The following is a 15930-nucleotide window of genomic DNA, read 5'->3' as shown; positions in this document are numbered from 1 at the left end:
CGTTCACGAGAAAGCGCGTTGCGCGGGCATGTCGCCGGCGTCCGCGCGCGGTGGCGGATGAAGGTCCGAGCGGCGCCCGGCCTTCAGGATCTGGCTCGGCACGTCGTGGCCGATCAGCGCGGGCAGCCGCGCCGACGCGGCCAGCACGGCCGCGAGATCGACGCCCGTATCGTAGCCGTCGAGTTCGAGCATGTGCACGAGTTCCTCGGTGCACGCGTTGCCGGTCGCGCCCGGCGCGTACGGGCAGCCGCCGAGGCCGCCGAGCGATGCGTCGAAACGGTCGATCCCGGCGTCGAGTGCCGCGAGCGTGTTCGCGAGCGCCATCCCGCGTGTGTTGTGGAAGTGCAGCGTGAGCTGCAGCGCGCCGAAGCGCTCGCGTGCACGTGCCGACAGTTCGCGCACTTGAGACGGAAATGCCATGCCCGTCGTATCGCACAGCGTGAAGCCGTGCACGCCGAGATCCGCGAAGCGCTGCATCCACGCGAGCACGCCCTCGGCCGCGACGTCCCCTTCCATCGGGCAGCCCATCGCGGTCGACAGCGAGACGTTGATGGCGACACCCGTGCCGCGTACCGCGTCGATCACGTCGCGCAGCTGTGCGAACGATTGCTCGCGCGTCATCCGCAGGTTCGCGCTGTTGTGGCTTTCGCTCGTCGACATCACGAGGTTCACTTCGTCGACGCCGCACGACAGCGCGCGCTCGGCACCACGCACGTTCGGCACGAGCACCGTATAGACGACGCCCGGTGCGCGCGCGATGCCGTGCATCACGGCCTCGGCGTCGCGCAGCGCGGGGATCGCCCTCGGCGACGTGAACGACGTGACCTCGATCTTCGCGTAGCCGCAGGCGCTCAGCGCGTCGACGAGCGCGATCTTGTCGTCGGTGTCGACGAATGCCGCTTCGTTCTGGAAACCGTCGCGCGTCGCGACTTCGTGGATGTAGAGCCGTGTGCGTTGCCCGCTCATGTCGCCGTCTCCTGGTTCGGGTTCAGATCACGCCGCGCGTGCGCCAGTCGCCGCGTGTCGCCGCATCGATGCCGAGCGCTTCGAGTACCGCGTCGGTATCCGCGCCCAGCGCGGGCGCCGGGCGCTCGATGCGCCCGGGCGTCGCACCGAGCTTCGGCACGATGCCGGGCACGAGCATGGGCGTGCCGTCGGGCAGCGCGGCATCGACGAGCATGTCGCGCGCGCGGTAATGCGGATCGGCGGCGATGTCGGCCACGTCGTAGATGCGCCCGGACGGGATGCGTGCGTCGTTCAATGCGGCCAGCACGGCGTCGAGATCGTGCCGCGCGCTCCATGCGCCGATCGCCGCGTCGATGCGTTCGACCTGCGCGACGCGCCCGTCGTTGTGCGCGAGCGCGGGATCGTTGCCGAGATCGGGCCGGCCGATCAGCTCCATCAGGCGCCGGAAGATGCTGTCGCCGTTCCCGGCGATCAGTGCATACCGGCCGTCGCGGCAGCGATACGCGTTGGTCGGCGCGATGCCGGGCAGGCTGCTGCCGGCCGCCTCGCGCACGGCACCGAACGCCGAGTATTCGGGCAGCAGGCTTTCCATCATGTTGAATACCGACTCGTACAGCGCGACATCGACGACCTGCCCCTTGCCGCCCTGCTGCTCGCGATGCCGCAGCGCGAGCAGCACGCCGATCACGCCGTGCAGCGCCGACAGCGAATCGCCGAGCGAGATGCCGACGCGCACCGGCGTGCGGCCCGGCTCGCCGGTCAGGTGCCGCAGGCCGCCCATCGCCTCAGCGATCACGCCGAAGCCGGGCCGGTCGCGGTACGGGCCCGTCTGGCCGAAGCCCGACACGCGCAGCATCACGAGCCCCGGGTTGATCGCGGACAGCGCGTCCCAGCCGAGCCCCCAGGCTTCGAGCGTGCCGGGCCGGAAGTTCTCGATCAGCACGTCGGTTTCCGCGACGAGGCGGCGCACGACGTCCTGCCCTTCGGGCGTGCGCAGGTCGAGCGTCAGCGAGCGCTTGTTGCGCGACTGCGCGGCCCACCAGACCGACGTGCCGTCGTGCAGCAGCCGCCATTTGCGCAGCGGGTCGCCGAGCGCGGGCGGCTCGACCTTGAGCACGTCCGCACCGAATTCGGCGAGCATCCTGCCCGCGAACGGGCCGGCGATCAGTTGTCCGAGTTCCAGCACGCGGATGCCGTCGAGGGGGCGTGTCATGGCTGTCTCCGATGAAATCGTGTTGTCGATGACGGCGATCATGACGGCGTTCCCGACCGGCGAAAATCGATCGATGCTCAACCAGCCTTTCCGAAACGGAAAGGCGTGTGCCGCGGCCGTTCACATATGCGGTGCGCCAGCCTTTCCATCCGGGAAAGCGCACTCGCGCAACGGTCAAACGACGGCCCGCGCGCCGCCGGCAGAATCGAACCCGTTCCGCGCCCGCCCCGGGCGCCTGCCAGCGAGGCCCGCCATGTTTTCCGTTTCCTCTCCCGCGAAGATCGTGTTCCTCGACCGCGCGACGCTGTCGCCGCAAACCGTGCTGAAGCCGTTCCCGTTTCCGCACGCGTTGTGCACGTTCGAGCGGACGGCCGTGCACGAGGTCGCTTCGCGCATCGGCGACGCGGACATCGTCGTGACCAACAAGGTGCGGCTCGACGCGGCGGCGCTTGCCGGCGCGCGGCGCCTGCGGATGATCGCGATCGCCGCGACGGGCACCGACATCGTCGATCTCGACGCGTGTGCCGCGCACGGCATCGTCGTGAGCAACATTCGCGGGTATGCGGTCCGCACGGTGCCCGAGCACACGTTCGCGCTGATCTTCGCGCTGCGCCGCAGCCTCGTCGCGTACCGCGACGCGGTGCGCGCGGGGCGCTGGCTCGACAGCGGGCAGTTCTGCTTCTTCGATCATCCGATTCGCGACCTGGCCGGCTCGACGCTCGGGATCGTCGGCGACGGCGTGCTCGGGCGCGCGGTGGCCGGCATCGCGCGCGCGCTCGACATGCGGGTACGGTTCGCCGCGCACGGCGATGCGTCGGGGAACGACTACGCGCCGCTCGACACGCTGCTTCGGGACAGCGACGTGATCACGCTGCACTGTCCGCTCACGCCCGCGACGCGGCACCTGATCGACGCGGCCGCGTTCGCGCGGATGGCGCGCCGGCCGCTGCTGATCAATACCGCGCGCGGCGGGCTCGTGGATGAAAACGCGCTCGTCGACGCATTGCAGTCGGGGCAGATCGCGGGCGCGGGGTTCGACGTGGTCACGCAGGAGCCGCTGCCGGCCGCGCATCCGTTCCACGCGATCCTGTCGCATCCGGCCTTCATCCTGACGCCGCACGTCGCGTGGGCGAGCGACGAGGCGATGCAGGCGCTCGCCGATCAGCTCGTCGACAATGTCGCCGCGTTCGTCGAGGGCGCTCCGACGCATGTAGTGTGATGCGCAGCCGCGGGGATCGTTTCGACGGCTCTACGAGAAAAGCCCCGCTCGATTGCTCGAAGCGGGGCTTTGGATTGGGAGTTGCTTACGCCGGCGACCCGGCACGTAGCGGGTTTGTGCATCCACCCTGTCCTGCAGCGGGTTTCTGAATGCGTGACGAGCGCTACGTCAGGGAACTCGGGCCGCCGATGCTGCAGGGCCGGTCTGGCGCTGGCCGGGCCCCGCACTGGAACTCGCCGGCTTTGGCTGCGGTGCACCACCCGGCACGCTGATCCCGCCCCGAATGCGCGCGTTTCAGTAAGCGGACATCTCGACGCAAGGATCGACCTTGGACGGCGAGCAGATGACCGAATACTTGGCGCTCTCGCGCATCAGCGCTTCGCCTTCGTGCAGCGCGATCTTGATCTCGGGGTGACGCTCGTACGCGAGGAATGCCGAGCACACGACCGCGGACATCACGACGAGGGAAAACACAAATTTTTCAAGGGTTTGGAAACGTTCAGGCATGGTTCGACCTATCACTTAGGCCGTGATTATATCTCGAAATAAGGGTTTTCCCTATAAGTCGGCCCGCATACCGAGGATGCATTCGGTCGCGCGCGGACGCGATGCTCGCGCCCTTTTTCCCTGCCTGTCCGCGCCTGAGTGTCGGTCGAACAGGATGGGGCCACCGGTTGCGGGGTTCGTGCCCTACCGGCGCTGCCGGCAACCGTGTCCGGCCACCGGGCCGGTCGCTGGCGCCGCCCCGCCGCTGCGCCAGCCCCGGTGCATCCGGCGATGCGCTCGCGGGCAATCGGTCGGTGGCGTGAAGTCGGCGGAAGGCGCGGCGCGGCGTTCGGGCGCGACAGGCCGCGTATTACCGGAGGGAAACGCCCCGCCCGTCGCTCTCGCAGGTCACCGCGTCACTGCGGCGCCGACGCGCCGCTTGCCGCATTGCCGGGCCATGCCTTGCCGATCTGGTCGACCAGCGATTTCGCGGTGCCCGTCACGATCGCCGCGTCGACGCCGGACGTCTGCCACGAGCCGTCGGCGGCCTTCACGAAGGTCAGGTTCGCGCGCGACGGCTTGTAGTCGGTATTGCGCCACGTGACCACGACGTCGCACGAGTAGGTGCGATCGCCGACCTTCTTGCAGTCGCCGTCGGGCTTCGCCGACACGACATCGGCCGAGACGGGCAGCGGCTGGCCGAACAGCGCGTTCAGCCCGCCGTGGTTTTCCGCCTCGAGCGCGCGGCGCACGGCGGCATCGACGTCGCCCGATCCGGGGCCGTCGTGGAGCAGGTTGCAGGCGGCCAGGAGGGTCGATGCACCGGCGAGTGTCAGCAGCGTCTGGAACTTCATGGATATCCGTTATCGGGGGAACGCCGCGTAGTCTGCAACGTCCGCGTATCGTGCGCGGTATCCATTTGTAACCAATTGCACGGGCGCGATCGCCCCTCCGCTTCTCCCTCGCCTACTGACGCGCCTACTGCCGCTCCTGCTTCACGCGGCTCACGAGCTGCGTCGGGCTCACGAACTGCAGCGCGATGACCACCCATACGAGCGTGATGGCCATGTAGATCATCGCCATCGCGTCGATCGACTGCGGCGCGCGCACGCCGGTCGAGAACACCGCGTAATACAGCGCGACGACGAGCGTCTGCGTGCTCGGCCCCGCGGTGAAGAAGGTCAGCTCGAACATCCCGATCGTGCGCACCAGCACGAGCAGCCCCGCCGCGAGCATGCCGGGCACGAGCAGCGGCAGCAGCACATGGCGGAAATAGCGCCACGTGTTCGCGCCGAAGATGCGCGCGGCGGCTTCGAGATTCGGATCGATCTGCTCGATGAACGGCGTCATCACGAGGATCACGAACGGCAGCGCCGGCACGAGGTTCGCGAAGATCACGCCGGGCAGCGTGCCCGCGAGCCCGACCTTGTACATCACGGTGGCCATCGGGATCCCGTACGTGACGGGCGGCACCATCAGCGGCAGCAGGAACACCAGCAGCGCGAAGCGCTTGCCGCGAAACTGCACGCGCGCGAGCGCATAGGCGGCCGGCACGCCGAGCGCGATCGACAGCAGCACGACCGCGCCGACGACCTCGACGGTCACCCATAGCACGCTCGCGAGCTGGAAGTCCGCCCACGCCTTCGCGTACCAGTGCAGCGTGAAACCCTGCGGCAGCGGCGTGCCGAACCAGCGTGTCGCGACCGAGTTCACCGCGACGGTCGCGATCAGCAGCATCACGTTCAGCAGGAAGAACGCCATCAGCCCCCAGACGAGCGCGTGCCACGCCCGGCCGGCGAGATGGCCTGCCATCTTCCGTGGTTTCCTCGCGTCGGCGGGCCGCACGTCGGGCGGGTCGGGTGCGTCGTGCTTCGGCGGCCACGCGCGGGCGGCATGATTGTCGGTCGCCATCAGCCCTTGCCCCCCGTCACCGCGCCGGTATAGAAGAAGCGGCGCGCGCCGAGCATCGACGCGACCACCAGCAGCTGCACGAAACCCATCACGATCGCGATCGCCGACGCGAGCGAATAGTCGTAGCTCTCGAACGCCGCTTCCGCTGCCGCGATCGAGATCACGCGCGTGGGCCCGGCCGGCGCGCCGAGCAGCACGGCCGACGGGAACACCGAGAACGCCTGCACGAACGACAGGCACGCGGCCATCGTGAGCCCCGGCACGAGCAGCGGCAGGTAGATCCGCCGGAACTGCTGCCACGGGTTCGCGCCGAGCGTCGCCGCCGCGCGCGCGAGTGTCGGGTCGATGCCGCTGATGTACGAGAGCATCAGCAGGAACGCGAACGGAAAGCCCGACACGATCAGCGACAGCAGCACGCCCCAGTAGTTGTGCGTGAGACGCACTTCGTCGGTGTACAGGTGCAGCCCCTGCAACGCCTGCGGGAACCAGCCGTTCGGCCCGAAATACGTGAGCATCCCGTCGGCGACGAGCACCGTGCCGAGCGTGACGGGAATCACGAGCAGCGTCGTGACGAACTTCTGGTAAGGCGAATTGCGGCGCAGCGCGAACGCGACGGGCACCGCGACGCCGACGTTGAGCAGCGTCGCCGGCACCGCCAGCTTCAGCGTGACGAGCACCGTGGGCCACATCGCGGTGTCGGTGAAGAACTGCACGTAGTTCGCGAGCGCGCCGCCGCCGTTCATCGGCTGGAACGACAGCACGAGACCGTATGCGAACGGATAGATGAACAGCGCGACGATGAACGCGAGTGCGGGTGTGACGAGCCAGGCTTTCGCGTCGCGCGGTGTGCCGCCGGCCGGGAGCGTGCTCACGCGGCCTCCCGGTGACGCGTTGCAGCGCACGCGATGCGGCGGCCGTTCATCGCGCGTCTCCGGCATAGACGAGCGTGCGCGACGGCGCAACACATAACCGCAAATGCTCGCCCTCCGCGAATTCGCCCGCCACGCGCGCCCAGATCGGGCCGAACGGCGTGGCCGCACGGATCAGCGAATCGCGGCCGCCGTATTCGACCGTTTCGACGGTCGCGTCGAATGCGTTGCCGGCGCCGTCTGCCGCGCGCTCGATGTCGTCGGGGCGCAGCGCGACCGCGACGTCCTTCGCGTCGAAGCCGGCCATCGGCACGCCCGTGAGCCGCACGCCTGCGGCGCTGACGTTGACGTGGCCGCCGGCCATCCCGTCGAGCGTGAACGGCAGCACGTTGCGATAGCCCATGAAACGCGCGACGTGCAGGTTGTGCGGGCGCGTGTAGACGTCCTTCGGCGTCGCGACCTGCTGTACGACACCCTCCTTCATCACGACGATGCGGTCGGCCATCGACAGCGCCTCGTCCTGGTCGTGCGTCACGTAGATCGTCGCGCGTTCGAGCTGCGTGTGGATGCGGCGGATCTCGGCGCGCATCTCGATGCGCAGCTTCGTGTCGAGGTTCGACAGCGGTTCGTCCATCAGCACGAGCGGCGGCTCGATGACGATCGCGCGTGCGATCGCGACGCGCTGCTGCTGCCCGCCCGACAACTGCCCGGGCAGCTTGCCCTCGTGGCCGACGAGCTGCACGAGTTCGAGCGCCTGCTGCGCGCGCCGCCGCGTTTCCTGCTTCGGCACGCCGCGCATCTTGAGGCCGAAACCGACGTTGTCGAGCACCGACAGGTGCGGAAACAGCGCGTAGTTCTGGAACACCATCCCGAAGCCGCGGCGCTCGGGCGGCAGCACGTCGATGCGCGTGTCGTCGAGCCAGATGCCGCCGCTCGTGAGCGGCTGCAGCCCCGCGATGCAGTTCAGCGCAGTCGACTTGCCGCAGCCCGACGGGCCGAGCAGCGCGATGAACTCGCCGCGCCGGATCTCGAGGTCGAGCCCGTTCAGCGCGGCGACCTGCGCACCTTCCGCATTGGTGAAGCTGCGGCTGACGCCATCGAGCCGCAGCCGTTCGAAACTCTGCTTCATTGCGCGAACTCCATCGACGCGGGCGCCGCGGCGCCCGCCGGCCCATGCGTCACTTCGACTTCTGCGAACCGATCTCGCGATCCCACTTCTGGAATGCGGCGACCATCGCCTGCGCGCTGAGCGGCTGCACGTGCGGGCGATCCGCCAGCAGCTTCGCGTATTCGGGGCGGCCGAACTTGCGGATCACTTCCTGGCTGTGCGCGGGCGCCATCTCAAGCGTCACGCCCTTCACCGCCGGGCCCGGATAGAAGTAACCGTCGTCGTAGGTCATCGCCTGCTGCGCCGGTTCGAGCAGGAAGTTCATCAGCTTGAACAGCACGTCGAGCTTGTCCTTCGGCACGCCCTTCGGGATCACCATGTAGTGCGCATCGTTGACCCACGTCATGTTGTCGAACGCCTGGACCCGGAACTCGGCCGGCACGATGCCGAGCGCACGCGGGTTCAGGTCCCAGCCGGTGACGGTCACGGTCATGTCGCGCGTGCCTTCGCCGAGCTCCTTCATCACCGCCGACGTGCCGCCCGGGTAGTACGGGACGCAGTCGTTGAGCTGCTTCAGGAACGCCCAGGTCTTGTCCCAGCCGTTGATCGGGTCCTGCGGGTTCTTGTCGCCGAGCACGTACGGCAGCCCCATCAGGAACGTGCGGCCGGGGCCCGAGTTCGCCGGGCGCGCGTAGATCAGCTTGTTCGGGTGCGCCTTGCACCACGCGAGCAACTGATCGGGTGTTTTCGGCGGGTCGCTGACCTTCGCCGGGTTGTATTCGAGCAGCGGGCCGGCCGGCATGTAGGTGACTTCGAGGCCGAAGCCCTGTGCGAGGTCCTGCATCTTGCGCGGGCCGGGTGCGTACCTGTCGAGCACGCCGGGGAATGCGCCCGCGTTGTCGGGCAGCACCTTCAGCCACAGGTTCTGCTCGATGCCGGCGGCGAGCGCGTCGGTGCCCGTCAGCACGAGGTCGATGTCGGCGCGCCCCGCCGCCTGCATCGCCTTGATCTTGCCCGGCAGCTGCGGCGCCGGCGCGTTCGTGAACGTGACGCTCGACACGAGGGTCGAGTTCTTGTCCCTGAAGGCTTCGATGGCCTTCTGCGTGAGTTGCAGGTTGCCCGCGACATCGACGATGTTCAGCGATACGGGGGCGGCAACGGCTGCCGCGGCCGACAGCGTGAAGCCCACGGCGAGTGCGATCCGGCGGACACGGCGAGCGATCGTGGTGGCGTTCATGTCTCCTCACTTCGGTCGGTGGATGGGACCTTTCTTTTCAGGAAATCATGACGGCGTTATACGATGTCGGTCAACAAAAAACCGATCGGCGTGGGGCGGGACTTTCCCTGACAAACACCTTCCGGTGAGTGCCAATTTGGTTACCGGGCAAGATGGGCCGGGGATCGCGGCTGGATGCCAAATCGTCTTGCGACGTCATATCTCTGCGGGGGTAATCCGGGCGAAGCGGATACAACGGGCCCCGACTGGATCGGTGCCGTCGGCGTTCGGCAGGCCCGGCATATCAGCGGTTCTTCAGGGCGATCAACTCGTCCCGGTGTCCGGAAATGACTTTTCGCGCTGCGCGCGGCACGTCACCCTCCTCGGCTTCGGTCGAAGCCTTGGCCTCGCTGGTGGGACGGATGATCGCGCAGGGTTTCAACACGACTCCGTACAGCACCTTTCGTTTGGGATCCACGACGGCATTCCGCAAAAAATGACAGTGATTGACCGCTTGTCCGTCAATCGGATGCAGCGGTCGCGTCGCTGTCAATCATGGCGTCCGATGAATGGACGAAAACGGCCGCAAGGCCGGCAAACAATGCCCGAATATCAATTCCTCAAGCCTGAATCGCCTTCACCCAACGCCCTCACCTCGTCGATCAACCGTTCCGCATCACGCCACTCGCCATACCCGGACGCCGGATTCAGGTGCCCCACCTCGCCGAGATCGACGAGCCTGCTGCCCCACCCTGCCGCCAGCGTTTCGACGCGCTCGAAGCGCGCGAGCGGATCGTTGCGGCTCGCGGCGACGATGCTCGGAAACGGCAGCCGCCCGGTCGGTACCGGCGTCCAGCCGTTCGCGTCGATTGCGTCGGGCGCCGGATAACCGGCGGGCATCGGCGTATCGAGATCGGCCGGCGCCGCGAGCAGCGCGCCGTGGATCTTGCGCGTGGCCTGCCGCGCCCAGTGCACGGCAATCATCACCCCCGCGCTGTGCGCGACGAGGATCACGGGGCCGTCGATCGCGGCCAGCGCCGCATCGAGCGCCGCGACGCGTGCGGCACGGCTCAGCTTGTCGGCTTCGAGCGGCGCGACGGATCGTGCGTTCGGCAGGCGCCGTTCGAGGTGCGTCTGCCAGTGGTCTTCGACGTGATCGCGCAAGCCGGGCACGATCAGGATGGTGGGTGCGGTCGTCAGGGTCATGCAGCCTCCGAAGCGTTCAGGAAAGTCTGGACGCGCGCCGTTCGCGTTCGACGCGCGCGAGGTCGGCCACATAGCTCGCGCGTCCGATCGCGAACAGCACGGCGGCCATGAGCGGCACGACGGGAATCCATTGGAGTGCGCCGACGAGGCCGGCGCGATCGGCGGCCCACCCCGTCAGCAGCGGGCCCGGCGCCATGCCGAGCAGGTTGTTGGCGAGCGTGAGCGTCGCGAACGCCGATGCGTGAATCGCGGCCGGCGTCAGGTTCGCGACCATCGCGCCCGACGCACCGGACGCGCCCGCGCCGACCAGCATTCCCGCGCAGATCAGCGCGAGCTGCAGCGGCCCGGGCGGCAGCCGGAACGCGATCGCGAGGCAGACGCCGGTCAGCACGCAATACGCGATCGCGGTCAGCCACTTGCGTTTGCCGTCGGTTTTGCCGACGCGGTCGGTGACGATCCCGCAGCCGACCATCCCGATACCCGCGAGCAGCACGAAACCGGCGGCGAGCACGGCCGCGCGGTCGGGCGCCATCGCGTAGTAGCGGTTCAGGTAGCTCGGCAGCCATGCGAACAGCGCGCCCGGCACGAACAGGTGCAGCCCGCTGCCGAGATATGCGCAGATCACCGAACGCGACGCGAACAGCCCCGACATCAGCACGCGCACGCTGCCGCGCAGGTCGCGCGGCGTGTCGGTGTCGCGCCGGCAGGGTTCGGCGCCGTATTCAGTGCCGCATTCGGTGCCGTATTCAGAGCGATATGCGGCGAGCCGCCGTTCGGTCACGACGCAGCGATACGCGACGAGCAGCACGATACCGAGCGCGGCCATCACGCCGAACGACCAGCGCCAGCCGAGATGCGCGCCGACGAGCCCGCCGAGCGCCATGCCGAACACGGAGCCGAATGCGCCGCCGGCCATGAACGCGCCGGTCAGCGTCGCGCGCAGCCGCGCCGGGAAGATGCTGAGGATCAGCGCGACGCCGGCGCTGCCGTACGCGGCTTCGCCGAGCCCGACGAGGCCGCGCGCGACGAGCATCTCCGTGTACTGGGTCGACAGCGCGCAGCCGAGCGTCGCGACGCTCCACAGCGCGGCCATCAGCACGATGCTGCGCACGCGCCCGAAGCGGTCGGCGAGCACCGACAGCGGAAACGTCAGCAGCCCGACCAGCAGCGCGACGACGCCGGAGAGCGAACCGAGCTGCGTGTCCGACAGCGCCCATGCTTGCTTGAGCAGCGGGAACACGGCGTTGAGCACCTGCCGCGACATGTAGTCCGACAGCAGCAGGCCGACGGTCAGCCCGAACACGAGCCACGCATAGGCAGGCGCGCGCCGGCCGGCGGCGGCGACGTCCTGGATCGACGGCTCGACATGATGGATCAGCATGCGTGTCTCCTCCGGCACCGGAGCGATCGTGCTCCGGCGCGGCTTGCGTGGCCCCGCTCCGTTGACCGGAGTCCGCCCCCGCATCACGCGCGGGGATGGGTGCCACGCCACAACGATCGGCGGGCCGCGGCCGCCATGGCCGCAGTCCCGGATGCGCGGATGCCCGGCGCGTCAGGCGGCCCGCAGCGGCACGTTCGGCTGGCCCGGCCGGCGGTTCGGCGCCATCCCGAGCTGCGCGAGGGTCTCGTCGATGCCGTCGTACTGCACGCCGATCCGGTAGATCGCCTTCGCCTCCTTGCCGGTCGCGATGTCGCGGCCGAGTTCGCGCGCGATCCGTGCGCACTGCTCGACCTGCTGCACTGACGTCATCCGGTTGCCCTTCTGGTCGATGATCGTGTCCTCGATCCCGCAGCGCGGATGCAGGCCCAGCGCCATCGCGACCGTGTTGATCGGCAGCACGTTCTTCATCAGGGATTCGAGCGTGATGCACGCGCCGTCCGGGCAGCGCCGCACGAATTCCATGAAGTTGTACGGATTCGGGCCGTCGAAGCCGCCGCCGATGCCGACCCACGTGACGTTCAGCGGGCCGCGATAGACGCCGCGGCGGATGATCCGTTCGAGCGTTTCCAGCGCATGCATGCCGGTGAGCTGGAAATGCGGCTGGATGCCGGCCGCCTGCAGGCGGCGCAGGTGCTCGTCGACCCAGCCGGGGCCGGCCGGCACGGTCATCTCGCGGTACGCGTCCCACAACGCGGCTTCGTTCAGCGACGTGCCGGCGATGTCCTTGCGGTTCATCAGCTCGGTGATGTTCATCTGCACGGTGTTGATCGCGACCGTCACCTGGTCGGGCTTCGGCGTCAGCTCGGCGAGCATGTGGCGCGTGTCGTCGGACAGCCATTTCGCTTCCGCGCCGTCGCCTTCCGGCGCGAACGAGATCGAGCCGCCCACCTGCAGGATCATGTCGGGCACCGCCTCGCGCAGCCGGCCGAGCAGCTCGTTGAACTTCGACAGCCGCTTGCTGCCCTTGCCGTCGAGTTCGCGCACATGCAGGTGCAGCACCGTCGCGCCCGCGTTGTAGCAGTCGACGGCCTTCTGCACGTGCTCGTCCATCGTCACCGGAATGTCTTCCGGAAAATCGGCGGGCATCCATTCGGGGCCATACGGCGCGACCGTGATGACTACCTTGTCCTGGTTTTCCGGGTGCAGCGAATCGTCGAGAAATTGCATGTCGTCCTCCAGTGGAAATCGTTTTTGGTGCAGGCGTACGGGCGTGCGTATCCCGCCGTGCCGGGCGGCGGGCCCGGCGCGTCGTGTGCAGGTTGCGAATCGGTTAAGGTGCCGGCGCGCTCAGAACGGCACGTCGCCGACGATGCCCGCGCGCTCCATCCGGCGCACGCACGGCGGGTAGTCCATGACCGCGTAATGCTGGGTGCTGCGGTTGTCCCAGATCGCGACGCTGTTCTTCTTCCAGCGCCAGCGCACCTGGTATTCGGGGATGTATGCCTGGCTGATCAGGTATTGCAGCAGCTGGCCGGCGCCGGGATTCGCGTCCTGCCCGACCCGCACGCGCGCGGGCGTGTGGTAGTTCGTGAAATGCGTGGTGAACGCGTTCACGTACAGCACCTTTTCGCCGGTTTCGGGGTGCGTGCGCACGACCGGATGCTCGGCGTCCGGGTACTGCGCCTTCAGCGCGAGGCGCTTGTCGATCGGCATCGCCGCACCGAAGCTCGCCTCGATGCTGTGGCGCGCGCGCAGGTCGCCGATCTGCTGCTTCACGTGGTCCGGCAGGCGCTCGTAGGCGAGCACCATGTTCGCCCACATCGTGTCGCCGCCAACCGGCGGACCGTCGATGCAGCGCAGCACGCAGCCGAACGGCGGCGCCACGCGCCAGCTCGCATCGCTGTGCCACGCATTCTCGTAGCGGTCGTTCGGCTGGTCGGGCGACTTGTAGATCTGCACGAGCCCCGGGTGTTCCGGGTCGCTGCCGGCGACCGGATGATCCTCGAGCTCGCCGAAGCGCCGCGCGAACGCGACGTGCTCGGCGCGCGTGATGTCCTGGTCGCGCAGGAACAGCACGCGATGCCGCAGCAGCTGCGCGCGGATCTCGGCGAACAGGCCGTCGTCGTGCACGGCGTCGGCGAGGCTCACGTCCAGCAGTTCCGCGCCGAGCGCACAGGTCAGGGGTTCGACTCGCATGCGCGTCTCCTCAGACGATGAACACCGACGAACCGGTCGTCTTGCGCAATTCGAGATCGCGGTGCGCCTGCGCGGCATCCTGCAGCGCGTAGCGCTGGTTGATCCCGATCCTGATGCGGCCGGCCGCGACGTGCGCGAACAGTTCGCCGGCCAGGTCGTTCTTCTCGGCCGGATCGGCAATGTAGTCGGCCAGCGCCGGGCGCGTCAGGTACAGCGAGCCCTTCATCGCGAGGCGCTGCGGATCGAACGGCGGGATCGGGCCCGATGCGGTGCCGACGCACACCATCAGCCCGCGCCGCTTCAGCGAATCGAGCGAGCCTTCGAAGGTGTCCTTGCCGACGCTGTCGAACACGACGTCGACGCCCGCGCCGTCCGTCAGTTCGCGCACGCGTTTCGCGACGTCCTCGCGGCTGTAGTCGATCGTATGGTCGCAGCCGTGCGCGCGGGCGATCGCGGCCTTGTGCTCGCTCGAAACCGTGCCGATCACCGTGAGCCCGAGCAGCTTCGCCCATTGCGACACGATCAGCCCGACGCCGCCGGCGGCCGCGTGCAGCAGGATCGTGTCGCCCGGCGCGAACGCGTGGATACGGCGCAGCAGGTAGGCCGACGTCAGGCCGCGCATCGTCATCGCCGCGGCCGTTTCGCACGAAATGCCGGCCGGCAGCCGCACGAGCGGCGCGGCGGGGATCAGCCGCTCGGTGCTGTACGCGCCGAGCGTGTTCAGGAAGCCCGTGTAGGTCACGCGGTCGCCGACGGCGACGTTCGTCACGCCCGGGCCAACGGCGTCGACCACGCCGGCCGCCTCGACGCCGATACCGGCCGGCAGCGGCACCGGATACAGGCCGCTGCGGAAATACGTGTCGGCGAAATTCAGCCCGACGGCCTCGTGCCGCAGGCGCACCTGGCCGGCGCCCGGATCGCCGACGTCGACTGCTTCCCAGCGCAGCACGTCGGGACCGCCGGTTTCGTGGAATCGCACTGCATGTGCCATCGTGTTCTCCGTATGTTGTCAGTCGGATGCGCGCCGCGCATCGTCGGGTTCGTTCATGTCCGGCGGCGTCGCGGCTGCGCCGTCCGCCAGCGGTTCATCCAGTCCGGCCCAGTCCGCGTCGCCCAGATAGCGTCGCGCGGCCGGGAAAATCACGCCTTCCACCCGCCCCATCTGCTCGAACGCGCCGTGTGCATAACGGGCGAGCGCCGCGTCGAACGCGGCCGACGGCAGCCCGTCCGCGGCGATCCGCTCGAGCACATCGAGCGCTTGCGCATCGCGCTGCCGCTGGCGGTCGAGTTCGTCCAGTTCGGCCGCGACGCACTCCGCGCGCACGCGCAATGCCGCGAAGAGGTGCGCTTCGGCGGCCGTGCCGACACGGGCGCGCTGCAGTGCGGCGAGCGATGCCAGCGCACGCTGTGCGTCGGCCGCGTGCCGCTGCGGTACGTTCGCGTGTGCGGCGGAAGCCATCAGGCCATGCTGCGCTTGCCGCTGCCATGCATCCACGTCCGCATCCGCGTCCACGCCGGACGCCATCAGCGCATGCAGCAATCCGCCGACCGCGCGATGCGCATCGAGGCAACGCGCCATCACGCGCGCCTCGGCCGGCGTTCGCCGCGACGTGCACACGAGCACCGGTACACCGCTCGTCGCGAGCAGGTGCTGCCGCTGCGCGCAGGCTGCCGCATCGGCATCGTGCGGCAGCGCCGCGACGCCGATCAGGTCGCAGCCGAGTTCGGCCGCCAGCGCGCCGGGTGCCGCGTCGCCGGCCCCCGGATGGCCGGCCCCCGCGATCGCATGGGACAACCCCTGCGCCCGCGCGGCGGCTTCCACTTTCGCACCGTGTTCCGGCAGCCGCGCTCCGGATAAACGCGAGGCCGGCGCGGCGCCGGCCAGCAGGAACGTGACCCGGGCGCCGACCGCGCGCGCCAGTTCGAGCGCATGGCCGATCGCGTCGATGCCGCCGGGCGCGCCGTCGACCGTCACGAGCAGATGGCGGTACATCGTGCCGCTCCGTTTATCCGGCGAGCGACGCGTTGCGCCGTGTGCCGGTCGATGCGATGTTCATGGCCCTCTCCTCGTTGCGTTCGTCATGGATCGGAACCCATGCTATCGACGCGGTGCCGGCACGGCCCCACTCGTCGCGGGGGGGATTGACGCGCGAACGCGC

16 protein-coding genes are annotated in these 15930 nt (G+C 68.9%); 1 reads left to right on the top strand and 15 read right to left on the bottom strand.

The genetic code is table 11. From position 1 onward, the window contains the following. Positions 1-3 precede the first annotated feature (3 nt). Entirely contained in the window at positions 4-966 is a 963-nt protein-coding gene (locus E9536_RS38590; protein WP_136472817.1) for a hydroxymethylglutaryl-CoA lyase, read from the bottom strand. A 22-nt stretch (positions 967-988) separates the two neighbouring features. Beyond that, positions 989-2179, bottom strand: a complete 1191-nt coding sequence (locus E9536_RS38585; RefSeq protein WP_136472815.1) for a CoA transferase — start codon at positions 2177-2179, stop codon at positions 989-991. Between the two features lie 253 nt (positions 2180-2432). Between E9536_RS38585 and E9536_RS38580 the strand changes: the two genes are divergently transcribed. Continuing rightward, a complete protein-coding gene (locus E9536_RS38580; RefSeq protein ID WP_136472813.1) occupies positions 2433-3398 on the top strand; it encodes a D-2-hydroxyacid dehydrogenase in 966 nt (321 codons plus the stop codon). 294 nt (positions 3399-3692) lie between these two features. Here E9536_RS38580 and E9536_RS38575 read toward each other — a convergent pair whose 3' ends face one another. The 13 genes from E9536_RS38575 to E9536_RS38520 all read right to left on the bottom strand — a co-directional run bounded on the left by E9536_RS38575 (position 3693) and on the right by E9536_RS38520 (position 15764). Then, entirely contained in the window at positions 3693-3905 is a 213-nt protein-coding gene (locus tag E9536_RS38575) for a hypothetical protein (RefSeq protein WP_006497261.1), read from the bottom strand. A 395-nt stretch (positions 3906-4300) separates the two neighbouring features. Continuing rightward, positions 4301-4738 (bottom strand): hypothetical protein, encoded by a 438-nt coding sequence (locus tag E9536_RS38570; protein WP_021159623.1) that lies wholly within the window; start codon positions 4736-4738, stop codon positions 4301-4303. 124 nt (positions 4739-4862) lie between these two features. After that, on the bottom strand, positions 4863-5795 hold the full coding sequence (locus E9536_RS38565; protein WP_136472811.1) for an ABC transporter permease: 933 nt from the start codon (positions 5793-5795) through the stop codon (positions 4863-4865). Continuing rightward, the gene (locus E9536_RS38560; RefSeq protein ID WP_059682835.1) at positions 5795-6667 is read right to left on the bottom strand and encodes a sugar ABC transporter permease; all 873 of its coding nucleotides are present in this window, start codon (positions 6665-6667) and stop codon (positions 5795-5797) included. The genes E9536_RS38565 and E9536_RS38560 overlap by 1 nt, the downstream gene beginning before the upstream one ends. Positions 6668-6713: 46 nt before the next feature. Further along, complete coding sequence (locus E9536_RS38555) at positions 6714-7793, bottom strand: ABC transporter ATP-binding protein (protein WP_027787393.1); 1080 nt, start codon at positions 7791-7793, stop codon at positions 6714-6716. Between the two features lie 49 nt (positions 7794-7842). Next, entirely contained in the window at positions 7843-9009 is a 1167-nt protein-coding gene (locus E9536_RS38550; RefSeq protein ID WP_136472809.1) for an extracellular solute-binding protein, read from the bottom strand. Between the two features lie 283 nt (positions 9010-9292). After that, on the bottom strand, positions 9293-9466 hold the full coding sequence (locus E9536_RS41720) for a hypothetical protein (protein WP_168799621.1): 174 nt from the start codon (positions 9464-9466) through the stop codon (positions 9293-9295). 134 nt (positions 9467-9600) lie between these two features. After that, positions 9601-10194 (bottom strand): alpha/beta fold hydrolase, encoded by a 594-nt coding sequence (locus tag E9536_RS38545; RefSeq protein WP_060084885.1) that lies wholly within the window; start codon positions 10192-10194, stop codon positions 9601-9603. Between the two features lie 16 nt (positions 10195-10210). Continuing rightward, positions 10211-11575, bottom strand: coding sequence for an MFS transporter (locus E9536_RS38540; protein ID WP_136472807.1), 1365 nt, complete (start codon positions 11573-11575; stop codon positions 10211-10213). Between the two features lie 171 nt (positions 11576-11746). Continuing rightward, positions 11747-12802 (bottom strand): 3-keto-5-aminohexanoate cleavage protein, encoded by a 1056-nt coding sequence (locus E9536_RS38535; protein ID WP_021159631.1) that lies wholly within the window; start codon positions 12800-12802, stop codon positions 11747-11749. Between the two features lie 120 nt (positions 12803-12922). Next, positions 12923-13771, bottom strand: a complete 849-nt coding sequence (locus E9536_RS38530) for a TauD/TfdA family dioxygenase (RefSeq protein WP_136472805.1) — start codon at positions 13769-13771, stop codon at positions 12923-12925. A gap of 10 nt (positions 13772-13781) precedes the next feature. Then, positions 13782-14762 carry a quinone oxidoreductase gene (locus E9536_RS38525; RefSeq protein WP_136472803.1) on the bottom strand — a complete coding sequence of 327 codons (981 nt, stop codon included), beginning with the start codon at positions 14760-14762 and terminating at the stop codon, positions 13782-13784. A gap of 18 nt (positions 14763-14780) precedes the next feature. Beyond that, a complete protein-coding gene (locus tag E9536_RS38520; RefSeq protein WP_136472801.1) occupies positions 14781-15764 on the bottom strand; it encodes a universal stress protein in 984 nt (327 codons plus the stop codon). Between the last annotated feature and the right edge of the window lie 166 nt (positions 15765-15930).

Source organism: Burkholderia sp. LS-044, assembly GCF_004803625.1.
Lineage (GTDB): Bacteria > Pseudomonadota > Gammaproteobacteria > Burkholderiales > Burkholderiaceae > Burkholderia > Burkholderia cepacia.
Note: the sequence above shows the minus strand (reverse complement) of the source record. Positions and strands in the feature narration are given on the sequence as shown.